We start from the raw sequence: 22,515 nt of genomic DNA, 5'->3' as shown, positions 1-22,515 counted from the left end.
CCGCGCCAATCCAAACCAGAGAGCAGCCGCTACTCAAGGCAATCGCCGGGCAAGGTGCAGCATCGTCAAATTGTGCTTGCGAATCCGCCCTCCAGGCCGCGCCTCAATCAGGCGACGCATCTCGCCAAACAGCCACTCCCGCTTCTCCCGCTCCATCAACCGGTGATCCGAAGCCGTCTGCATCAGCGCCACATGCTCCTCCGCGGTAAACTCCTCACTCCACACCCGCCGGATCACATGCACATCCCCAAACAGGCCGCTCCGCTCAATCTCCGCGCGCTGGTCTGCAATCGATTCAGGCAGCGGCGGCGGCCACGAAAGATTGTCCGCGCCGATCGCCCGATATGCCTCCTGAATCTGCTCGAAAAATGGATCGAAACCTGGCGGAAAAGCATGCTCCGTCACCGTAAAAGCAAGCACTCCGCCCGCCTTCAGGCAAGCCGCGGCCTTCTGATAACGCACTGCAGGATCAATCCAGTGCCATGCCGTGATCGCCAATGCCAGATCGAAAGGATAGTCGGTGATCCAGTCTTCAAACCGCGTCTGCACAACGCGCACTCTCGGAAACTCCGCCAGATTCCGTTGAGCCACTTGCGCAAGGTTTGCGCCCATTTCAAGCGCCACAACAGAGCATCCGCGCCGTGCCAGCGGCAGAGTCGATTTGCCAGTGCCGCAGCCGATTTCTAAAATCCGCGCAACTGCAGGATCGAGGCCCGAGGAAGAAAAGAGCGTGTCGTACAGCCAGCCTGGCGGCTCGCGCCGTCCCTGATCATAGAGCTCCGCAATCTCGTCGAAAGTCTGCGCACGTTGCAGGCGCTGCTCAGCTGCGATCCGCATTCTCTCACCGTAGCATCCAGCGTTACGGCGTGTATTCCCGCGCCAGCAGAAACACCGTACCAGGAGCGAGCCGTAAAATCGAATCCGTCGTCGTCAGCCTATCGCTGCAGCTGGGACCTTCGCCGACTCCAATCTGTAACTTCGGAATTCTCAATACAATTCCCGGATGAACGGTATGCGGCATTCCGCCGGGGTTTAGGTTTAGATCCAGATAGTTCATACTCGCCACTGTTTGCCCGACACTTCGTCCGCCTCCTTTCACTTCAGATGGCATTGCATCCATCATGCCCTCAAAGTCCGCCTGCCCGACCGCTCCGATCAACCGCAATCCCAGCGGTCGCTTCGCGTGCCCCTTGCAATCGGCGCTTTCAAATTTAAGTGAAAGTTGGACCTTTCCACTGCTTGACTTTCCCGCCTCCATCACCTTGCCATAGATGAAGTCACCGTCACCCAGCGTGCACTCCGGATCTTTCCATCCATTTACGACCTTCACATAGAATTCTTTTCCCGGCTTCATATGTCCGGCATCCATCAGCAGCGGTACCGAAACCGCCATCGTTGAGTTGACTCCGACTGCGCTGCTGCTTAGTGGCCTGCACGCATCCGCTCCGCTCCCTGCTGACGCCGTCATCGTGCCCTTGTTCTTGCTCCCAAATACATCCGCATTCGGCGCCTCGAGCTTCACCAGCCCGTCGCGATAATCCAGATGCAGCACCATCGAGTGGAGCATGTCAAAACCCAACATTCCGGCCACGTCCATCCCGGTGTTCTGATCAATTGCAGCGGGATCATACTCCAGCACTCCTCCGTCGCTGACCTCGAGATTCGCATAACGAAATGCGAAGCGATCCCGATATATCTGCAGCGTTGACCCTGATGGCGTTTTGGCTGGGTTTGTAAATCCAATTTTGGTTGTCGAGATCCCATGCGCGACCTCAGCCGTCATCGTGCTGAACCTGATTCCCGTGTCCAGCACAAACAACCGCTGCATCTTCTGGTTCAGCATCACCGGCACCAGCAGATACTGCTGTTTGTGGTATACCGGCGTATACCCCGCGAACTCCGGTGCCTCAGCAATTTTCGACCGGTCTCCTGGCAGCAGTTCCGTCTCGCTTGGTAGCGGATCCAGCACCATCTTCTCCGCTGGCTGATTCAGCGTAATCAGGTACTGTGCAAACATATCCGTCCCGATAAATCCCTCTGATCCATCTGGAAATCCCGCCTCTGTCACACCAACTATGCAATCGTGAAATTCCAGCGGGCCAATCTGCACATGGTCCACATGCACCGTACCCTGCGGGTCGCCCGCTTGTGGCTGCAGCCCGTTCTTATCCGCCAGCGCCTTACTGATATACATCCCCGACGATGCTGTATCAATCTGCAGACCCGTAGTCGTCTGCGGAAACTTTACCTCCAGCCGGTATCCTTGAATGTGCATTGGGTCGGACTCAATCCGCTGCAGCGGCAGTACCGCCGATGCCTGCGCCGGCAACACCTTGCATGTCCCCGAATTCTCCGACAATAGCGACATCATGTCGTGCATCCGGTCTTCTGCCTTCTTGCGCGTGTCGGCATCCAGATCTTTCATCGTCGCCAGTCCATCCGCGACTCCCTTGATCTCCTGCGCGGGTTGCACCACACCTAGCCATGCATGCTTGATGTCCGAATCATTTGGATCGATAGAGTAAGCCTTGTCCAGCTCCACCCGCTCCTCGGCATACATCGACTGCATTCTCAAAATGCGGCTTCGAATCAAGTGCTCTCTCGCCCAGCAAGGATCGGCCTTCACGGCCTCATCCAGCGTCTCCATCGCCTTCCATGGCTCACCCCGCCGAACCGCAATTTCCGCCCGTGAAGTCAGTCCCGCAGCCGAATCCGGTTGCGCCGCCAACAGCTTATCTACATGGCTTATCGCCAGCGCCGTCTCCCCCAGCCGTACCTCCGCCGCCACCAGCTTCGACGTCAGCGCTGGATCTCCAGGCTTGGTTGCCAGCTCCTGCGTAAACAGGTCTTCGGCCCGCGAATAATGCGCCTCTTCATAAGCCGTCTCTGCCGGCGACATAGCGTGCTCCGGTACTACCGGACACGACGGTGCCTGCGCCAGGGCAGCGCTCGCGCACATCAGAATTGCCGTTAAAGAAAACGCGGAGGAAACAGCGGAGGAAGATAAACCACAAACACGCATAAGTCAGCTCGGGAACGAAATTCGGGAACGCACGAAGTATACGCTGGTATCGCTACCACGCGCTGCAAGATCGCTCTTGCATTTGCCTTTCTTGTCTGTCATTCCGTAGGGAATCCGCTTCTCCCTAATCTGGTATCAATCGATCACACTCACACCGGCTCCTAACTCACCGGATAAATCAAATACTGCTCCAGCTTCCCATCCGAATACGTATACGTCGTCAGCGACAGCCTCTTCTTCGCATACACAATTGTGAATGCCCGAAACGTCATCCCACCCCGCAGCGACTCACGTCCACCCTCAATCGTGATCGGCTCGCCCAGCGGCCCCAGGCTGTTTTGATAATCCTTCACCGTCTGCGCATCAAAGTAATCGCTGAGATTCGGAGCCAGCAAGCTGCGATCAATCTGCCCCTTCTGCAATCCCCGATAAATCTCCAGCGCCTGCTTAGCCGGTCCACTCAGCGACTCCGGCCCCAGCACCGCATCGGCATCCAGCCGCCCAATCTCACCCGCCCCATTCGCCATGTGATTCGTCAACACCGCTACAGCAATCCCATCATCCGGCAGCATAATATTTTCCGAGACAAACCCCGTCACCTCGCCGCTATGCTCAATCTCCCGATGTCCATTCAGATCCGTCACCTCTACGCCCAGCCCATAATGCGTGCCGCTGCCATCCTTCAGCTTCACCTCGGTGAACATCTCTTTGTAGCTCTCCGGCTTCAGCACCGTCTGGTGAATCAGGCTCTCATCCCACAGCGCCAGGTCGTGCGCCGTCATCGCCAGCTCACCTGCGGCAAACATCCACCCGCGCCCTTCCTTCGGAGCAGCCCGCAACGGCCCCAGCGCCGCGCGAATATACGGCGTCGCATCCGTCGATGTCAGCTTTGTCTCATCCGAATCCCACACCGACCTCATCCCAAGCGGATGAAAGATATGCTCCCCTAGAAAATCCATCAGCTTCTCACCGCTGACCTTCTCCACAATCAGCCCGGCAATCACAAAGTTCGTATTCGAGTACTGCCACTTCGTCCCCGGCTCAAAATCCAGCGGCTTCTTCGCCCACGTATCCAATATCTGCTGCGCCGTCGTCGCCTTCATCATCGGAGTCATCAGGTAGTCTTCCGGCCAGTAGTCCTGATACCCCGACGTATGGCTCAATATCTGCCGGATCGTCACCTCATCCCCGCGCGTCAGCCCCGGCACATACTTCCCTACCGCATCATCCAGCGATAACTTCCCCTGCTCCTGCAGCAACAAAATCGCCGCAGCCGTAAACTGCTTCGACACCGACCCGATCGAGTACCGCATCTCCGGCGTCGCCGCCTTATCTGGAGCAATATGCGCCAGCCCATACGCATGCGTGTAAACAAGCTTCCCGCCCTCGACCACCGACACCGACACCGAAGGCACGCCACGCATCTCCATCACCTGCGCCGCAATCCGATCCACACGCCCCTTCAGCTCCGGCGTAATCGTATCGACTGCATCCTGAGCCACCACTGCCTGGCACAGCACAACCGTCAACACCCCCGCAGCTAACGGCACAAGACAAGAACCTTTCATCTCTGCAGACCCTCCAGACAACTCACTCTACCAGCCGCGTCATTAAGTGCGATCAACGATCCAGACAAACCCGTCGAAGACAAACTCATCGAAATGGTGTGCCGGGGATTTATCCCCGGCACAAAACCAACGCCATACTCAGGGCTTCAGCCCCTGAGGTGAGTTTTTGATATTTGCAAGCACTCCGAACCTGCGCCCAAAATAGCCCCGGCTTTGACCCCATCGAATGCAAAGCGGTCGCTTCGCGCAACTGCCGCCGTCCGCGCCTCTATCGTAGAAATATTCCCTATGCCCGCAACCCATCAGTTCACCGTCCGCGGTCAGATCCAAATCAACGCCCCCATCGATCGCTGCTTCCAGCTCTCCACCTGTGTCGAGTTGGTTCAGCGCGAGCTTCACATGAAGCCCATCCGCGGTCGCACCACGGGCTTCGTGCAAAGCGGTGACACGATCCTATGGCGCGGCTGGAAATTCGGATTCCCCCAATATCACGAGAGCATCATAGAAGCCCTCAAACCCAATAGCTTCTTGCGCGACCGCATGCTCTCCGGCCGCTTCGCCATCTTCGAACACGACCATCGCTTCGAATCCCAGCCCGACAACCAAACTCTGCTTCAGGATGAAATCCGCTTCTCCTTGCCCTGGGGATCAGCGGGCTACGCCGCAGGCAAGCGCATCCTCACACCCTACATCCATGACGTCCTGCATCGCCGCTTTCAGATGCTCAAAACCATCGCGGAAAGCGAAGAATGGCGCCGGTATCTACCCGGCGCCGTTCCCATCTCTGAAACCTCCACTCAGAAATAAATCTTCGCCCCAAGCTGCATCTGCCGCGGCGAGTTCGACGTATACCCGATCACACCAAAATTAGGGTCATCCACCGCAGTATCCGGCGTTCCAAACACCGGATGGTTCAGAGCATTCTGCGCCTCAAGCCTCAGCTCCAGCCGCATGCCCTCGTGAATCGCCGAGAGCGCAAACTCCTTCTCCACGCTGGCGCTTGTGTTAAATGCAGTGGGAGTACGAATCGCCCCAACAGCACGCTCCACATTGCCCAACGTATACGGCACAGGTCTCACAACCGACCCCGGGTTCGCAATGTATCCGTTGATCCAATCCGAGTCCTTACCCCCGGCCCTCTGCGGCGTTTCAACCCAGTTCGGGCGCTGCCCTCCATACGTCGGCAGCGAGACGCCGTCATACATCGAGAAAGCCAGCGGCCGTCCCTCGGAGACACGCCACACGCCGTTCGTCTTCCAGCCGCCAATCACCACATCGGCCCACTTAGGCATATCGTGGCCTAGCATCTTACCGCGCCCGATTGGCAGATCGTACGTGTAGCTCAACTGGAACACCTGGGGAATATCGAACGTCGAAAGGCTATGCTCCAGCCACGGTTTGTTCGGATCCTGCAAACTCGTAAAGCTGCCCAGCCATGTCGTGTTGTCATCCGGAGCAGATGCGTCGTCGATCGACTTCGACCACGTATACGTCGCCAGAAACTGCAGCCCATTCGAGTAGCGCTTCTCCACCACGGCCTGCATCCCGTGATAGATCGAGTTCGCTATCGGCCACGCTTCCGTCGAAACCCCGCCCGGAAACTGCGGATACGGTATCTCCAGCGTGTATTCCTGCACCTGCGGTGAAGAGAGCGTGCTCGTCGGGTCCGTAATGATGCCGTAGAACGGATTATTCACATAGTTGGTCAGGTTATTGATCTGGTCCGAGTTGTAGCTTTCAATCTGCGGCCCAAGATGATTGATGTAGTTTGCGCCCGAGAAGTAGAGATGCGTGCCCTTCTTGCCAATGTAAGTCAGGCTGAAGAGTATGTTCGATGGCCACTGCTGTTCAAATCCAAAGCTCCAGCTCTGCTCATACGGCGTATCGGTCATCGAGCGCAGCGGCCCCGTCGCGCCTTGGCCCACATCGTTCATCACTCCCAGGGTATTGCCCGGCGGCTGAATCAGCCCATTCGGATACGGATTGCTCAGATGCAGATACGGCGTAGCACCATCGTTGTTGTACGTCGGAATCATATTGGTGTACTGGTTAAATCCCTGCGCGCCATACGGAGCCACACCCGTCGCACCCGCACGCGACTGCGAATAGTAAATGCCATACCCGCCGCGCACCACCATCTTCGGCGTCAGCAGATAAGCAAAGCCAAAGCGCGGCTGAATATCGCGCCAGTCTGTGTTCACAATGTGTCGGTTACCCGAGCTTGCAAAGACCTCGCCGCCCTTCAGCGTCAGCCCGGGCACCTGAAGCGGCAGCGTCGCATTCGGATCGAACCAGTTCTGCCGATTATGACGATCCGTGCGCGGATCAGAAATGTCATACCGCAGCCCAATATTCACGGTCAGTCTGCGAGTCGCCTTCCAGTTTTCCTGCGCATACCACGCATATTGGCGGTCCTCGGTAGCAGGTTGATCCTGAATCTCGTAATAGCTCACATTCGATACACTCGTCTGCCCCATCATGAAGCTGGCCATGCCGTCGCCGCCGCAATCTCCGAAGTCATACGGGCAGCCTTCCGATCCCGTCCGGTCAAAGTTGAAGATGCCGTTGGGCGCATTCGTTTGGATGTAGTTCATCTGGTGCTGGCGGCCTTCAAATCCAATCTTCAGATCGTGCGGCCCGATCACCTTGTCGATAGCCACCGTGATCTGCCCCGTATCCTGCCCCTGCTTGTAGTTGCCATACGGATCGCCGCCGATGCTCGTGTAACCCGCCGAAAAGTAAGAGCCCTGATCGATAAAGATCGCCGGCACGCCAGGAAATCCATTCGAATTCAGATACTCCGGAAAACCCAAAGTCTTCAGCGGATCGGTCACGCCTCCATCGCCGTTGTACGCGCTGATCCGCTCCATGCCGCGCGTGAAGCCAAAGATGCTCGTCAACTGCAGCGTCGGACTGAAGGTATGCACATCGTTGAGAGTGAATAGATGCGAACCTGACTTGTTCGGCCCACCCGCGCAAGGATCCGCAAAATTACCGAAGCAGTTATAAGCCACCGTGCTCGTCCACTGCTGCGAATACTTGCCGCTCAACAGGTTCTTCTTGTTCACCTGATAGTCGATCTTCACGTCGAACTGGTCATTCGGCGTAGACGTGGCGCCCGAGCCGATCCAGTTTCGATAGATCGACTCGCCCGGCACATTCGTCTGCGGCTCTGGGAAAAGATTCATCAGCGTCTTCGCCACTGGATCGATCAGATTCCCCGGTCCAGCCGCCAGCTGATACGGCGTGCCCTGCAGATTCGGATTCCCCGGGCTCGAGTAGGCCCCGATGTTGTTGTACGGAATGAACGCACTGCGCACCGCGCCCGCACCATTGTCATTGTTGACATAAACGCCGCTATACGGATCCCATATCTGCCCCGCGGCAACGGAACAGAGCCCCGTGTCGTCAAACGTTCCGCCATTCGCTGCACACACCTCGCCAAAGTCACCGTTCGTGCGCTCGGCATCCGATGGCACACCTGCCTGATAAGTAGCAGCAGAGCTCTGGCGTGTGCCGTCATAGTCAAAGAAAAAGAATGCATGATTGCGCCAGATCGGCCCGCCAACTGTCCCCCCGAAGTTATGCCGGTGCACCGGCGGCAGCGGAATCCCAGCCGCATCGTTAAACCAGTTGTTCGCATCCGTGATCGTGTTGCGCGCAAACTCATACAGGCTGCCATGAATATCGTTGGTCCCCGAGCGCGTAACCATGTTCACCACCGAAGCGCCCGAAAAACCATACTCCGCGCTGAAGTTCGACTGCTCCACGCGCAACTCGTCCACTGCCTCCGGTGAAGGCGTATACGTCACCTGCGTCACGCCACCATTCGGCTCAAAGTTTGTAATCGTCGCGCCATCCATCAGCACATCGGCCGTCGAATTGCGGCTGCCATTCGATACAAAGTTCGTCCCGGTGCAGCCCGTTGGGCACTGATCGTCCGCCTCCGTCACGCCCGGAGTCAGCGCCGTCAGATCCAGCACATACCGGTCAATCAGCGGCAGATCGTTGATGAACTTCCGGTTCACCACCAGCCCCGTCGTTGCATCCTCCACATCCAGATGCTGCTCCTGCGCCGTCACCTCCACTGAGTGCGACGCTCCCGCAATCTTCAAGTGCAGATTCGCCGTCGGATTCTCGCTCACATCCACGCGCACACCCGTGCGCTCCGTCTTCTCAAATCCCGTCATCTCAGCCGTCACGGTATAAAGCCCAGGCTGCACCGCCCGGAACAGATACCGTCCCGACTCATCCGACTTTGTCTCAAATTTGAAGCCTTTTTCCTGATCCGTCAGCGTAACTTTAGCGCCTGGAATAACTGCGCCCGAAGGATCGCTAAGAACGCCACTCACAGTTCCGAAGTAGCCTTGTCCCGTCGCAACCACACCAGCCAGAATCAGGAAGAGTAAGAGAGAGGAAACTGCCTGCAGCCTGACAAACAAAGAAGAACGCATGAGGTCTCCATTCGACGCATCGCAGCAAGATAGGGGCCTAATACTTTCGGCTAAAGCAAGACACTGCCGAACTCATCCCCGGATTGAACGGCAGTATACAACCAGTGCGATTGAATCGAGCCAGTAAATAATTCGCGTCTTATCTAATGTTTAGGAGCCCGCACACTTTGTTATGCACTCAATCTGAGAGTTAGACCCTCGCAGCTACCCTGTGCATCTCACGCCAATCATTCGGCGGCATGCCTTCCCATCCTCGAAACGCGCGTCCAAACGAGTTCGGATCTTCAAACCCCAGCAGATACGCCGCCTCATTCAACTCCAGCACCGAATTGCTCAGGTAATACCGCGCCATCTGATGCCGCGCTTCATCCATCACCCGCTGAAAGCTGTAACCCGCCTCCTGCAGCCGTCTCTGCAGTGTCCGCGAGCTCATATGCAGCGCCTGCGCAATCGTGTCGATCGATGGCCGATGCCCCGTCAACCTGTCCTGGATCGCTCGCCGCACCAGTTCCACAAAGCTGTCTTCTGTCGCATGCAGCTTCATCTGAGCATCAAACTGCGGAGCCAGCATATCCAGCAGCTCCGCATTCCGCGTCACAAACGGAGCCGTCGCATCCGCCGCGCGAAACACAATCGCATTACGCCCGCTTCCGCATCGCACTTCACAACCAAAGTGCCGCTCCATCGCACGCATCTGCGGCCGTTGCGCCACATATTCCACGCGCAACGGAGTCACCTTGCGTCCCGTCCCATGCTGCGCAATCGTCTGCATCCACGCAAAACAATAGTCCAGCATCACCTGCGGCTCAGCCTCCACACTCAGCAGCCAGCGAAACGACACACTGAACTCCTCATCGTCGAGTTCATGTGGCATCTCTTCCGGCGCCGTCAGCTTCTTGAACCGCGCCATATGCTTCACCGCCGCCACAAAGTTCTCTGTCGAGAGTGCCGCAATCCCCATCGGATGAAACCGCTCCCTCCGCGCCTCCACACCCAGCTTCAATCCAATCAGCGCATCGGCGCTCACCGCGCCAATCGCATGCCATAGCGCAAACAGTTCATTCGTTGAAACCAGCACTCGCGTCTGCTCAAAGAGATCTTGCGGCAGCCCAGCCTTGCGCAGTACCGCAGGTACCGAAACTCCGAGTTCCTCCAGCTTCAGTGCCAGCCGCCCCGCCACACGAAAATGCCTGCCCATTCCACGCTCCTCTATCGACCTAAGCGTATCGGATCAAGCACTCGCATGCCACGCATAACACGCCAATCTACACGCAAATCCCGCCACGGAATCGGCGCGTCAGCAAGCTACGACTTTCCCGCATAATCCCCGTATTCCCAGTCATACGGCACACCGGCATCGCCAAGTATGAATCGCACCAGATCGGCAAAACCCGCCTCCGACCGCACATCATTCGACAGAATCAACGCACAACGCTGACTCTTTTCAACACACACCATCGTGTTCGCCGTCTGCCCGTCATGGCCGCCCTTGTAATACCCATGCCCCTGCGGCCCGTCGAACACCACTACACCCAGTCCCGCGGCCAGATCCTTCCGCTGCTCACTTACCGGCAAATCAGGCTGAAACAGCGGAAACTGATGCGCCGTTGGAATATGCAGCGAAGGCTTCGTCATCTCGGCACGCGACGCAGGCGTCAATCCATCTCCCCGCACCAGTGCTGCCGTAAACTTCGACATATCCGAAATCGTAGTGTTCATCGATCCCGCTACGCGCACCTTGCTTCGCTTCGAATGCGACTGCGGCTCGCCCTTGTCATTCCAACCGTCCGCCTCATTGCTGTCCTTCCCTTCCTGCCATGTCAGGCTCGTCCGGGTCATCCCCAGCCGCGCAAAGTTCGCATGAGTCAGATCGCCAACATCCAGTCCCAGTCCCTGATCCTTCCGCCCATGTTCAATCACAAACTGCAGCAGAATCATGCCCTCGCCCGAATAGCTGAAACGCGTCCCCGGATCGAAGTGAATACGCAATTTCTGCTCCGGCTCAAGGAAATAAAAATTGCTGAATCCCGTCGAGTGCGTCAGGCACATACGCGGCGTAATCTTCTTCCATCGCGGATCATCCGCCAGATCCTTGTACGGTCCATATTTGTCCGGATACGCCGGATCAGGCCCATAACTCGGCAATGGCTTGTCCAGATCATCCGCAATCGGCGTATCGAGCTTGATCTTTCCCTCGTCCACCAGCCGCATCACCGTATACGCAAAGACCGTCTTCGTCAGCGACGCGCCATACATCACCGTATCCGTCTGTAGTGGATCGCCTTTCGCATTGCGCACCCCATAAGCATGCACATACGCAACCTTGCCATGGTCAATCACCGCCACAGCCATGCCCTTTGCGCCCGTCTGCGCCATGACGCCGCCAACCTTCGCATCAATGGCCGCCCCGTCGGGAGTCGTCTGCGCCATCAGGCATGGACCGAAACAAAACGCAACAAGAAGAAAAGCTCGTCTGAGCATATTCACTATCTAACCTCTGCTAAGTTGATGAATGCCATTCGTCCTCCAGCATACTTGCCCTGCGCCAAACAACGGCGTGTTTCGCAGCAAGATTGACGTGTTTTGCATGGCAAGCTTTCGATAGCTTCGCTAACGTCAAGACATAGGCATCCGCGCCGCGGTACGCACTAGCGCTAACGCCGCGGACCCTCATAGCGTTAAGGAGCAATCATGCAAAAGCGCACCCTCGGCAAGAATCTCGAAGTCTCCGCCCTCGGCTACGGCTGCATGGGCCTCAGCTTCGGCTTCGGACCAGCCACCGAAAAATCCCAGGCCATCTCTCTCATCCGCGCCGCCTTCGACCGCGGCGTCACCTTCTTCGACACCGCTGAAGCCTACGGCCCTTACCTTAACGAAGAAATCGTCGGCGAAGCTCTCGAGCCCATCCGCGACAAGGTCGTCATCGCCACCAAGTTTGGCTTCAAATACGAAAACGGCAAGATCATCGGCGCCAACAGCCGCCCCGAGCGCATCCGCGAACACACGGAAGCCGCACTCAAGCGTCTCCGCACCGATCGCATCGACCTGCTCTATCAGCACCGCGTCGACCCAGAAGTCCCCATCGAAGACGTCGCCGGCACAGTCAAAGAACTCATCGCCGAGGGCAAAGTTAAGCACTTCGGCCTCTCTGAAGCCGGCGTCCAGGTCATCCGCCGCGCCCACGCCGTGCAGCCCGTCACCGCCCTGCAAAGTGAATACTCTCTCTGGTGGCGCGAGCCAGAAGAAGCCATCCTGCCCACCCTCGAAGAGCTCGGCATCGGCTTCGTCCCCTTCAGCCCGCTCGGCAAAGGCTTTCTCACCGGGGCCATCAATGCCGACACTACCTTCAGCGCCAACGACTTCCGTAACCAGGTCCCGCGCTTCAGTGAAGAAAACCGCAAAGCCAACCAGGCCCTCGTCGACACACTAGGCTCAATCGCCGACCAGAAACAGGCCACCCGCGCCCAGATCGCCCTCGCCTGGCTCCTCGCGCAAAAGCCCTGGATCGTCCCCATCCCCGGTACCACCAAGCTCCATCGCCTGGAAGAAAACCTAGGAGGCGCCAGCATCACACTTACCGCCGAAGACCTGAAACAAATCGAAGCCGCCCTGGCCCAAATCAAAATCGTCGGCGAACGCTACCCCGAACAAATGCAAAAACTCGTCAACCGCTAACCAACGCTTCAAGTCAAAAAGCCGGTATTACCACCAACCCTTGTCATCCTGAGTACAGCGAAGGATCTACCGTTGCCTTTGCTGTTGCTCTTGCTCTTCTGTCATCCCCGAAGGGGATCTGCTTCTCTATGAACAGGCATCAAAACTCCATCGACATGCCTTGACAGTTGCCGTTGCACTTGCCGTTGCCTTTGCCTTTGCCGTTGCACTTGCCTTTGCACTTAGGTAGGCCGGGGATTCATCCCCGGCATTAAACCAAAGCCACTAAACGGGGCTTTAGCCCCTGAGGCGAGCTTCCACCTTGTCTCTAACCCACAATCCACAATCGCACCAAACCAAACACCAGACTCAACCCCACAATACCCATCGCACCCACACGAAACCCTTGCAGCAACACAAACGACACCGCAACCCACACCGCCGCCAGCACATCAAGATTCGCGAACGCGACACCTTCCGCAGAGAACAACGCGCCACGCGCCAGAAACAACACCAGCGTCAGCATTGCTGCCACCACCACTGCCGTAATCAGCCGCAGCACACCCTGCACGCTTTTGTTCCCATGCGTTCGCTCTATCACCGGAGCCCCCGCAAAGACAAACACAAAGCACGGCAAAAACGTATAGAAAACCGTGACGAACAACGCAGCGACGGCGGGCATCATCGCTCCATGAAAGTAGTTGTACGCCGCCATAAATCCGATGTAAGCCACCACAATAATCAGCGGCCCCGGCGTCGTCTCCGCCAGTGAAAATCCATCCAGCATCTGCGCGCCAGTCACCCAGTGATAGTGCGTCACCACCTCATGCGCCACATACGGCAACACTGTGTATGAGCCTCCAATCGTGACAAACGCCGTCCTCGTAAAAAACGTCGAGAGCCGCCACCAGAACGAAAAATCGCGGCTGTTCCACAAAAACCCAATCAGCGGAATAACCCAGAGCGCGCACCCAACGGCAGTCACACGCAAAACCCCACGCAGCAGAGGCTTCCAGATGCGCAAGCCATCCTTAGCCACGCCGCTTTGCTCTTCATCCGCACCAAGCAATCCCGGAGCAACCCGCGCCAGCAGCACGCCAATCGCAATCGCCGCCAGCATCACCAGCGGCAACGACACATGAAGCAAAGTAAACGCGACAAATGCGCATCCAGCCACAATCCACTGCAGCCTCATAAGCAGCGTACGCCGCGCCACACGCAACAGCGCCACCGTCACCAGCGCAACGATGGCGGATCTAAGGCCATAAATCATCGCCGTAATCCAGCGCACGCTCCCATACCGCACATAGACCACGCTCAGCGCCAGCAGCACCGCGGTCGAAGGCAACACAAACAGCGTTCCCGCCGCTACTCCGCCTTTCACTCCATGCAGCTTCCGTCCAATATAGATCGCAAGCTGAGTCGCCTCCGGACCCGGCAGCATCATGCAGTGACTTAGCGCATGCAAAAACTCCGGCTCGCCAATCCAGCGCTTCCTGACCACCAGTTCGTCATGCATGATCGCGATATGCGCCGCGGTACCGCCAAAGCTGATCCATCCCAGCTTCCACCAGAACCGCAGCGCCTCACCAAAGGCCGGAGCCACAGTCTCATCTTGCAAAGCAGCAGGCAAAATCTTCTGTAACTCCTAAAGACATTATAACGTCATATTGTCGAAATTGAACTTCTGATACACCAGAAAGCGAAGCGTCCTGACATGAACACATACAGCCCATCGACAACCCGCAAAGACGGCCCCCATCGTTACGCCGCGCAATACTCCCTACTGCCCCTCCGTCTGCTCGTAGGCTATGGCTTCCTCGCCCACGGCCTCGCCAAATGGTCCAAAGGCCCAGCAGCCTTCGCCAACATCCTCCACGCCGCCGGAGTTCCCGCTGCACACCTCATGTCCTGGCTCACCATCGGCACCGAAATTCTCGGCGGCCTCTGCATTCTGCTCGGCGCATTCGTTTCACTCGTCAGCATCCCCGCCATCATCCTGCTCGCAGTCGCCATCGTCACCGTGCATCTTCCCTACGGCTTCAGCTCCATCAAGCTCACAGGCATCGTCAATGGTCGCGCACAATTCGGCCCTCCCGGCTACGAATGCGACCTGCTCTACATCGTTTGCTTCCTCGCGCTCGCTCTCAGCGCTCCCACTCCATGGTCATTCGACTCTTATCACGCCTTAAGACGGCGTCGCGTCGAATGACCCGGTTCCGTCTTCGCCCCGCGTATCAATCGCGTCACAAACCGGATCAGGTCTCCTCGATACGAAAGCATCTCGTAATCGATCGGCCTGCCGTCCGTAGTGAACGTCGTCCGCTCAATCCGCAAGATCGGCGCGTTCTCCTCGATCGACAGCGCCTCTGCCACATGAGCCGAAGCCGCCGAAGCCTCGAGCTTATACTCCGCCTCCGTCAGCGGAACGCCGTACTTCTCCTCCAGCAGCGTAAAGATCGGCTTCACTCGCAGATCATTTCGCACAATCTGCCTCCCAATCGCCAGCGGCAGATACGTCTCATCCAATGACATCGGCACCGAATCCGCCAGCCGCACGCGCTCAATCCGCACCACGCGCGTGCCCTTGCTGATCCCCAACTGCCGCGCCACCGTAGCATTCGCAGCCACCTCGTCGCGACTCAACACTTTCGCCGAAGCCTTCCGGCCATGCACCATCATGTCTTCCACAAAACCGGTGAGCTTCGTGAGCTCCTGCGAAATCCGCGGAGCCAGCACAAACGTCCCTCGCCCCCGCTGAATCTCCACCACCCCGCGCTGCACCAGATTCTGAATCGCCCGCCGCACCGTAATCCGGCTCACCCCAAACCGCGTCAGCAATTCATCTTCGCTCGGCAGCCGGTCACCGGGCCGCAGCTCTCCTGTGGCAATCTCCGCAGCCAGCACTTCCTCAACCTTCTCGTAAAGCAGCGCCTCACTCATGAGGACAATATAACGTCCTGTCCTCCAGCCGCTCGAATCCGTCTCACAATCCCCATCACCCATGAGCTACCCTGTACAAGGCAGCATCACCGCAAAGCAGGAGACGAAAGCAAATGGACAAGCTGGTCAAGGGATACTCGAAATTCCAGAAAGACGTCTTCCCCGCCAAACGTGAGCAATTCCATCTCCTCGCCGAGTCGCAGGCCCCTGAATACCTCTTCATCACCTGCTCCGACTCACGCATCGTCCCCGACCTGATCTTCCAGACTGGCCCCGGCGATCTCTTCCTCTCCCGCTGCATCGGCAACGTCGTCCCCGTTACAGGCGCTGACATGGACGGTGTCACCTCAACCATCGAGTACGCCGTCGAAGTCCTCAAAGTCCGCCACGTCGTCCTCTGCGGACACTCCGACTGCGGCGCGCTCAAAGCCGCCCTCCATCGCAAGGGCCTCGAAAAACTCCCAAAAGCTAGCCGTTGGCTCAATCACGTTGAGGCCGCCTTCAGCCATCGTCAACCCCTCCGTCCGGAAGACGGCGACCAGGCCGAGCTCTGCTCCATCATTCGTGGAAACGTCGTAGCCCAGCTCGCCAACCTGCGCGCCCAGCCTTCAGTGGCCAGCGCCCTCGCTCATCACTCCATCGAAGTTCACGGCTGGTACTACGACATCCTCTCCGGCCGCGTCGAGCGCTACGACGAACAGCAGCGCACCTTCGTGCCCCTTCTGCCTGCCTGAGCGGTACTGCACACACAATCTCCGGCGAACTATCCCTATGGTTCGTCGCGACTACTCGTGTTACAGCGAGTTATTTCGCACACGAAGACACGCAATCCCGCCGAAACTTTCCGTTGACTTTCCTGTAAACCATTCTTAACTTAAGCTATCCGTCTCGTTCCCTGGGCAGCTCAGGTGTTTTCCAACCTGAAAACAAAACACATACATGGCCTCATGAAAGGGATCAAACGATGCAATGTACTCTTGATCGTCAATTGCTCAGCCGGTTTCGCACACAAAGCCATCCCACTCTGACAACTCCGCTTCGCCTGCTCTGCGTCATCGCCCTCCTAATTCCCGTTCTCTTCTCGCCCCAGCTCTACGGACAAGCCACAGGCAGCTTCTCCGGTAACACAACCGATAAATCCGGCTCTGCCGTCCCCGACGCTTCCGTCACCGTCACTTCGCAGGAGACCGGACAAATCCGCTCCGTCAAAACCGACAGCTCCGGGCACTATCTAGTACCATTGCTGCCCGTCGGCACCTACACTGTGCATGTCGACGCCACCGGCTTCCAGAGCGCCGAAACCCGTGATCTCCGTCTCCAGGTCGACGAAGCCCGTGAGCTCAACTTCTCCCTCACTCCCGCCACCGTCGTCACCACCGTCAGCGTCTCCAGCGATGCCGTAGCCGTCGAGACCGCCAATCCCTCACTCGGTCAGGTCATCACCTCACAGCAGGTCTCGCAGCTCCCGTTGAACGGCCGCGACTTCGTTCAACTCGCCACCCTCACTGCCGGCGCCACCGCCGAAACCAACCCCGGCAGCTTTTTCACTTCCGGCAGTGACAGCGAAGTAGCTACGCGCGGCTCCTTCTCGCTCTCCGTTGGCGGTTCCCGCCCCAACAGCACAGACTGGCTCCTCGACGGCGTCGACAATAACGAGCTCACCGCCGGAGGCATCGGCGTCTTCTCCTCCATCGACGACATCCAGGAATTCAAAGTCCTCACCTACACCTACTCTGCTGAATTCGGTACCCGCGCCGGCCCCACCGTCCTCGTCACCACCAAATCCGGCACCAACGACTTCCACGGCTCCCTCTTCGAATTCGTCCGCAACACCGACCTCGACTCCAAAAGCTACTTCGCCAACTCGGTCGAAAAATTCAACCTCAACCAGTTCGGCGGCGCCATCGGCGGTCCGCTCCGCAAAAACAAGACCTTCTGGTTCGTCGACGGCGAGCAGAAGGACCAGTTGCACGCGCAGGCGTTTACCGGTCTTGTGCCTTCCGTTGCTATGCGTGGAGGCGACTTCACCAACGGTCCCACCGGAACCCCAGTTCTCGACGTCAACGGAAACGTTGTGCCCTATCCCATCGCCAATCCCAACATGGCCGGCGCATCGACCGATCCAAATGCCCCCAGCAATATCTATTTCCAGTGCGACAGTCAGGGAAATCCACTCCCCGCCACCAATGGCGTTCAGCCGCATGGCGTCGCCTGCGACAAAATTCCTACCGGGCTGATGAACAGCATCGGTCAGGGAATGATGGCCTACTATCCCACGCCCAACGCCAATTTCGGCGTGCCCAATGCCTCCTACAACTACACGGCTGAACCCGTCCGCAGCCTCTTCGAAACCAAATTTGACGGCCGCGTCGATCACAACTTCTCCGCTGCCGACACCGCCTTCGCCCGCTTCAGCTACGACCAGGCCTACTCATACGTGCCCGGCGGCGCACCCGCGCCATACCTCGCCGAAGGCAACGCCTTTGGCAGCAATGAGCGCATCTGGAACCACGCCCGCAACATCGCCATCGGCGAGAGCCACGTCTTCTCCGCCAACATGCTCAACCAGTTCAGCTTCGGCTACGACCGCATCTTCGACTACATCCGCTCGCAGGACAACGGCACCTGCGCCTCCGCCGCACTAGGCATTCCCAACGCCAACCTGGGCTGCCCCGCCGGCTCAACCACCTGCACTCCCGGCTCCTACAGTTGCGGCTTGGTTTCCACCATCGTCGCCGGCGGCTACTGGGCGCTTGGCGATCGCGGCTACTCACCCTTCCAGGGCGGCACCAACATTTTCTCCGCAAAAGACACCCTCGACCTCATCCGCGGCAAGCACGACATTCGGATCGGCTTCGATTTCCGGGGCAATCAAATGAACGTCGGTACAGAAGCATTTCAAGACGGCTTCTGGATCATCGGCAACGACGGCAACCAGAGCGGCTACACCTGTCCCACCGGCACTACAGGCTGCAACAGCGTACCTGGCAATCCCGAGGCCGACTTGTTGCTCGGCATCACTGGTCTCGCCATCCACGATCAAAGTTTCAATGGCGCGGTAACCGGCCGCCGCTGGAAGATCTACCGGCCATTCGTGCAGGATGACTGGCGCGTGACTCCTTCCCTTGTGCTCAATCTCGGCTTCGCCTGGGATATGACCACCCCCATGACCGAAGAGGCCGGAAGACTCGCTAACTACATCCCCACCACCAACCAGCTACTCGTTGCCAATCAGAACGGCGTAAACGCCTCCGCCGGCGTCAAGATGGATTGGACCGCCGTTGAGCCGCGCGTCGGCCTCACCTGGAAAGTGTTGGGCAGCGAAAAAACCGTGCTTCGCCTCGGCTTCGGCCTCTTCAACGATTCGGCATGGAGCCAGGGCGCAAACGGTCTCTGGCAAAATCCTCCCTTCCTCGCCGAGTCCGACAATTTCGCCCCCACCAGCCTTTCCGCCGGATTCCAGGCCATTCCAACAGCCCCAACGCTCGATACCTTCACCGGCTCCCTCTACTACCAGCCCACCGACTTCAAAATGGGCCGTGTCCGCCAGTACAACGCCAATATCGAGCGCCAGCTTCCGGCTGGACTCGTGCTCACGGCTGGCTATGCCGGTTCCACTGGCAGCCACATCCTGGTAATCGGCAACAACCTCTACACCTTTGGCCCCTCCGGCTGCGGGACCATCTCCGGATACACACTCGGCTGCAACGCCGACGGCTCATCCTATGCGCCATCGTTCAACCCGCCCAATGGAAACGCAGTCTTCCTCTTCGGCGACGTAGGCAAAACCCACTACAACTCCCTGCAGATCAAAGCCGAGACCAAAACCCCGAAGCACGGCCTCTACGCTCTGATCGCCTACACCTATTCCAGGACCTACGACAACGGCCTCTCCGACGGCCTCGGCTCCCTGCTAAGCGCCCCGTACTTCCCTCTTCCCAACTGGGAAAACCTCGACTGGTCCCTCTCGCAGATCAACCTCGACAACAGCTTCACCGCCAGCGTCATCTATGACCTGCCCTTCGGCAAAGGCAAAGCGATTGGCAATGACTGGAACCCTCTAACGAACGCCATGATCGGCAACTGGCAGGTCACGCTCATCGAACACATCTCCTCCGGCTTCCCCGTTCCCCTCATCGACAGCAACAACCAATCCGGCGTCTACTTCCAGAACGGAGGCAACGGCAACAACTGGAACCGTCCCAACCAGGCCACCGGCTGCAGCGTCTACAACGCCAGCCACAGCCAACTCCAATGGATCAACGCCTCCTGCTTCTCCGCGCCCCCAGTCGGTGAACTGGGCGACGCAGCCCGCGTCCCCGTCGTCGGCCCCGACTTCGTCAACTCCGACTTCTCCGTCATCAAGCAATTCGCACTGCCTTGGCGTGAAGGCATGGGCCTCAACTTCCGCGCCGAATTCTTCAACCTCTTCAATCATCCGCAATTCGGCATGCCCATCAACGACGTAAGCGCCGCTGGCTTCGGCTCCGTAAACTCCACCGTCAACAACCCCCGCCTAGTCCAGCTAGCCCTCAAGCTCTCTTTCTAAAAGCATTCTCTAAATTGGCGTAGACCTATACCCATTCAGAGAATGCTTTAGGATTTTGCTGTAAGGGACATTGGTTTTCCGTAATCGGCGAATGCATCCCACTCAACCTGCGCCAAAGGCGCGGCGCTATCTCAACCCAGGGCAACGCCCTGGGTTGAAGGATCGCAATAAACCGAAAGGGCTGAAAACCTGCTCTATCCTCTGATAAATTGATGCACCGCTTCCATCCATCCCGCCCAGAATGGCTCTATCAACTACAAACCAACCAGTTGACAGACCAGTTGATTCGTCATCAAAATAGAAATTAGAGGCAAAACCATGCCAACTGAAATAGGCTCCTTCATGGCCAAGACCAAATTCTCCGAGATTCTGCGCAAAGTCGAGCATGGAGAACGGTTTACCATCACTCACCGCGGCCGGGCCGTCGCCCGGCTTGAACCTGTCGAAGAAGTCCGTATCTCCGAAGAAGAGCGTGCCGCCGCGCTCGAACGCCTGCGCAATCCCACGATTCCCGGCGTACCTACCGACACCCTGCTTGAGTGGATTCGAGAGGGCCGTAAGTGAGATTGATTCTCGACGCGTCCGTAGTTGCGAGTTGGCTTTTAAGGCGTACGGAGGCAACCGAAGCTGGGATAGCTTTAGACGCGCTGGAATGGGTCCAGAAACACGGCGCGAGGGTGCCTGCCATCTTCTATCCAGAGTTCACAAACGCGTTGCTCACGGCGGAGCGTCAAGGGCTTTCAACGCTCGTATCGAGCACAAGGTTTCTGGCCGATGTAGCTACTTTGGATATCAACCTGGATTCGGCTGATCCAGAGGCCATCGCAAAGAAAGCCTTGGAACTCGGGCGCACCTTCCACCTGACAACCTACGACGCCACCTACCTTGAACTAGCCCTCCGCACCAGCTCCCAGCTAGCCACCTTCGACCAAAAACTAGCCTCCGCAGCCCGCTCCGCCGGAGTAGCCATCTTCGGCGATCCAGCTCCCTGACCACCCCTGCTCTCAGCAACGTCTTGTCGCCGCAATCTTCAGGCCTAATCAGTAGCCGCATTCATCTCACGTTATTACTGGAGACATTTCTTATGAACCATGACGGTAGCAGTTCACGGCGGCAATTCCTTTCCACCGCCGCAATGACAGCAGGCGCCATGATCCTGCGTCCGCGCGGTGCCTGGGCAGCAGACACTTTAGATCCACGAGTCGCCGACATTGTGTCGAAGACCATCGGCATCGATACCCACAATCACATCGATGTTCCCATGACAGAAACCGAAATGCCGGGACCGGATATCGACCTCGCAGGAGAGATGAAGCGGTCTGGTCTTTCGGCTATCTGCATGACCTTTGCCACCGACTACCAAAAGGGAAACGCCTACGAACGATTTCTGAGCGCAATGGAAGCCATGGACCGTCAGCTTAAGCGCAACAACATGCAACGTTCCCTGAGCGTGAGCGAAATTCGAGCGGCCCACAAGGCGGGCACCCCGACCGTCATCCAGGCCATTGAAGGCGCGCATTTTCTCCAGGGAAAAATCGAGCGGGTTGAAGAAGCATATCGCCGCGGAATGCGCCATTTTGGGCTGCTGCATGACAGTGACGCTGAGGTGCCGCTCGGCGACGTGTACACCAATCCCCCGCGCTTCGGAGGACTCACAGAATTCGGAGCTTCTGTCATCAAGGAGTGCAATCGGCTAGGCATGCTCATCGATCTCGCGCATGCCGATATCCATACAACGCAGGCCGCGCTGAAAGTGACCACGCGGCCCGTGATCGTTTCGCATACAGGGCTCGATACGCAGCTCGGAAACGACCCAGCCATGGCGCAGATGATGCGTCCACGGCTCATCAGCAAAGAACAAGCCAAAATCGTTGCCGACGGCGGCGGAGCAATCGGAGTGTGGACACACTTGTCCGATACCCCGCTGCAGTTTGCACAGAATATCCGCGCGCTGGTAGATGTGATTGGCGTCGATCACGTATGCATCGGCACTGATACAAAGCTCACTCCGCCAACCCCGCGCTTCGGCGGTCCACCACCACACGAGATGGCGCCAGGCGGAACAGGGCCGCGTGGGCGAGGTGGCCCAGGCCCGCAGAAGGCTCGCATCGGAGAGCGCACCAACGAAGCATGGGCCGATGAGAACCTCGGTTTCTACTATGTTGTCGTCGATGCAATGTTGAAGACCGGCTTCAATTCCGAAGAGATTACAAAGATCGGAGGAGGAAACTATCTTCGCCTATTCGCAGCGGCGGTTAAGAACTAGAAGCGCATCGCAATTTACCGGACCGCATCCATCCTTCTGTTACCCTCAATAGCAATCTC

General features: G+C 57.8%; 16 protein-coding genes. 8 read left to right on the top strand and 8 right to left on the bottom strand.

The window, feature by feature from the left end; all coding sequences use genetic code 11:
- Nucleotides 1–33 precede the first annotated feature (33 nt).
- The 3 genes from OHL22_RS09160 to OHL22_RS09150 form a co-directional block, all read right to left on the bottom strand.
- A complete protein-coding gene (locus OHL22_RS09160) occupies nt 34–837 on the bottom strand; it encodes a class I SAM-dependent methyltransferase (RefSeq protein ID WP_263335868.1) in 804 nt (267 codons plus the stop codon).
- Nucleotides 838–859: 22 nt separating this feature from the next.
- The gene (locus tag OHL22_RS09155) at nt 860–2,899 is read right to left on the bottom strand and encodes a hypothetical protein (protein WP_263335865.1); all 2,040 of its coding nucleotides are present in this window, start codon (nt 2,897–2,899) and stop codon (nt 860–862) included.
- Nucleotides 2,900–3,183: 284 nt separating this feature from the next.
- Nucleotides 3,184–4,590, bottom strand: a complete 1,407-nt coding sequence (locus OHL22_RS09150; RefSeq protein WP_263335862.1) for a serine hydrolase domain-containing protein — start codon at nt 4,588–4,590, stop codon at nt 3,184–3,186.
- A gap of 288 nt (nt 4,591–4,878) precedes the next feature.
- On the opposite strand from OHL22_RS09150, the gene OHL22_RS09145 reads away from it, so the two are divergent.
- On the top strand, nt 4,879–5,397 hold the full coding sequence (locus OHL22_RS09145; protein ID WP_263335859.1) for an SRPBCC family protein: 519 nt from the start codon (nt 4,879–4,881) through the stop codon (nt 5,395–5,397).
- Here the strand turns inward: OHL22_RS09145 and OHL22_RS09140 are convergent.
- The 3 genes from OHL22_RS09140 to OHL22_RS09130 form a co-directional block, all read right to left on the bottom strand.
- The gene (locus OHL22_RS09140; protein ID WP_263335856.1) at nt 5,388–9,044 is read right to left on the bottom strand and encodes a TonB-dependent receptor; all 3,657 of its coding nucleotides are present in this window, start codon (nt 9,042–9,044) and stop codon (nt 5,388–5,390) included. The genes OHL22_RS09145 and OHL22_RS09140 overlap by 10 nt on opposite strands.
- A gap of 190 nt (nt 9,045–9,234) precedes the next feature.
- Nucleotides 9,235–10,242 (bottom strand): AraC family transcriptional regulator, encoded by a 1,008-nt coding sequence (locus OHL22_RS09135; RefSeq protein WP_263335854.1) that lies wholly within the window; start codon nt 10,240–10,242, stop codon nt 9,235–9,237.
- Between the two features lie 107 nt (nt 10,243–10,349).
- The gene (locus OHL22_RS09130) at nt 10,350–11,525 is read right to left on the bottom strand and encodes a serine hydrolase domain-containing protein (RefSeq protein WP_263335852.1); all 1,176 of its coding nucleotides are present in this window, start codon (nt 11,523–11,525) and stop codon (nt 10,350–10,352) included.
- Between the two features lie 210 nt (nt 11,526–11,735).
- Here OHL22_RS09130 and OHL22_RS09125 point away from each other — a divergent pair, with 210 nt between their 5' ends.
- On the top strand, nt 11,736–12,719 hold the full coding sequence (locus OHL22_RS09125) for an aldo/keto reductase (RefSeq protein WP_263335850.1): 984 nt from the start codon (nt 11,736–11,738) through the stop codon (nt 12,717–12,719).
- Nucleotides 12,720–13,026: 307 nt separating this feature from the next.
- Here OHL22_RS09125 and chrA read toward each other — a convergent pair whose 3' ends face one another.
- The gene (gene chrA, locus OHL22_RS09120; RefSeq protein WP_263335848.1) at nt 13,027–14,331 is read right to left on the bottom strand and encodes a chromate efflux transporter; all 1,305 of its coding nucleotides are present in this window, start codon (nt 14,329–14,331) and stop codon (nt 13,027–13,029) included.
- Nucleotides 14,332–14,415: 84 nt separating this feature from the next.
- Here chrA and OHL22_RS09115 point away from each other — a divergent pair, with 84 nt between their 5' ends.
- Nucleotides 14,416–14,910 carry a DoxX family protein gene (locus OHL22_RS09115; RefSeq protein WP_263335846.1) on the top strand — a complete coding sequence of 165 codons (495 nt, stop codon included), beginning with the start codon at nt 14,416–14,418 and terminating at the stop codon, nt 14,908–14,910.
- Here OHL22_RS09115 and phnF read toward each other — a convergent pair.
- Nucleotides 14,880–15,641 (bottom strand): phosphonate metabolism transcriptional regulator PhnF, encoded by a 762-nt coding sequence (gene phnF, locus OHL22_RS09110; protein WP_263335844.1) that lies wholly within the window; start codon nt 15,639–15,641, stop codon nt 14,880–14,882. The genes OHL22_RS09115 and phnF overlap by 31 nt on opposite strands.
- 113 nt (nt 15,642–15,754) lie before the next feature.
- On the opposite strand from phnF, the gene OHL22_RS09105 reads away from it, so the two are divergent.
- The 5 genes from OHL22_RS09105 (at nt 15,755) to OHL22_RS09085 (ending at nt 22,456) form a co-directional block, all read left to right on the top strand.
- Entirely contained in the window at nt 15,755–16,375 is a 621-nt protein-coding gene (locus tag OHL22_RS09105) for a carbonic anhydrase (RefSeq protein ID WP_263335841.1), read from the top strand.
- A 230-nt stretch (nt 16,376–16,605) separates the two neighbouring features.
- Nucleotides 16,606–20,190, top strand: a complete 3,585-nt coding sequence (locus tag OHL22_RS09100) for a TonB-dependent receptor (RefSeq protein WP_263335839.1) — start codon at nt 16,606–16,608, stop codon at nt 20,188–20,190.
- Between the two features lie 318 nt (nt 20,191–20,508).
- Nucleotides 20,509–20,754, top strand: coding sequence for a type II toxin-antitoxin system Phd/YefM family antitoxin (locus tag OHL22_RS09095; protein ID WP_263335835.1), 246 nt, complete (start codon nt 20,509–20,511; stop codon nt 20,752–20,754).
- Complete coding sequence (locus tag OHL22_RS09090) at nt 20,751–21,182, top strand: type II toxin-antitoxin system VapC family toxin (protein WP_263335832.1); 432 nt, start codon at nt 20,751–20,753, stop codon at nt 21,180–21,182. The genes OHL22_RS09095 and OHL22_RS09090 overlap by 4 nt, the downstream gene beginning before the upstream one ends.
- Before the next feature lie 92 nt (nt 21,183–21,274).
- Entirely contained in the window at nt 21,275–22,456 is a 1,182-nt protein-coding gene (locus OHL22_RS09085; RefSeq protein WP_263335830.1) for a dipeptidase, read from the top strand.
- The last annotated feature ends 59 nt before the right edge of the window (nt 22,457–22,515 follow it).

The organism is Acidicapsa dinghuensis (assembly GCF_025685685.1).
GTDB classification, from domain to species: domain Bacteria; phylum Acidobacteriota; class Terriglobia; order Terriglobales; family Acidobacteriaceae; genus Acidicapsa; species Acidicapsa dinghuensis.
This window is presented reverse-complemented; position numbering and strand designations above follow the sequence as displayed.

Bases quoted from the DNA above. Each gene is read 5' to 3' on its own strand.
- OHL22_RS09160 (WP_263335868.1), bottom strand. From the start codon at position 837: ATGCGGATCGCAGCTGAGCAGCGCCTGCAACGTGCGCAGACTTTCGAC.
- OHL22_RS09155 (WP_263335865.1), bottom strand. From the start codon at position 2,899: ATGTCGCCGGCAGAGACGGCTTATGAAGAGGCGCATTATTCGCGGGCC.
- OHL22_RS09150 (WP_263335862.1), bottom strand. From the start codon at position 4,590: ATGAAAGGTTCTTGTCTTGTGCCGTTAGCTGCGGGGGTGTTGACGGTT.
- OHL22_RS09145 (WP_263335859.1), top strand. From the start codon at position 4,879: ATGCCCGCAACCCATCAGTTCACCGTCCGCGGTCAGATCCAAATCAAC.
- OHL22_RS09140 (WP_263335856.1), bottom strand. From the start codon at position 9,044: ATGCGTTCTTCTTTGTTTGTCAGGCTGCAGGCAGTTTCCTCTCTCTTA.
- OHL22_RS09135 (WP_263335854.1), bottom strand. From the start codon at position 10,242: ATGGGCAGGCATTTTCGTGTGGCGGGGCGGCTGGCACTGAAGCTGGAG.
- OHL22_RS09130 (WP_263335852.1), bottom strand. From the start codon at position 11,525: ATGCTCAGACGAGCTTTTCTTCTTGTTGCGTTTTGTTTCGGTCCATGC.
- OHL22_RS09125 (WP_263335850.1), top strand. From the start codon at position 11,736: ATGCAAAAGCGCACCCTCGGCAAGAATCTCGAAGTCTCCGCCCTCGGC.
- OHL22_RS09115 (WP_263335846.1), top strand. From the start codon at position 14,416: ATGAACACATACAGCCCATCGACAACCCGCAAAGACGGCCCCCATCGT.
- phnF (WP_263335844.1), bottom strand. From the start codon at position 15,641: ATGAGTGAGGCGCTGCTTTACGAGAAGGTTGAGGAAGTGCTGGCTGCG.
- OHL22_RS09105 (WP_263335841.1), top strand. From the start codon at position 15,755: ATGGACAAGCTGGTCAAGGGATACTCGAAATTCCAGAAAGACGTCTTC.
- OHL22_RS09100 (WP_263335839.1), top strand. From the start codon at position 16,606: ATGCAATGTACTCTTGATCGTCAATTGCTCAGCCGGTTTCGCACACAA.
- OHL22_RS09095 (WP_263335835.1), top strand. From the start codon at position 20,509: ATGCCAACTGAAATAGGCTCCTTCATGGCCAAGACCAAATTCTCCGAG.
- OHL22_RS09085 (WP_263335830.1), top strand. From the start codon at position 21,275: ATGAACCATGACGGTAGCAGTTCACGGCGGCAATTCCTTTCCACCGCC.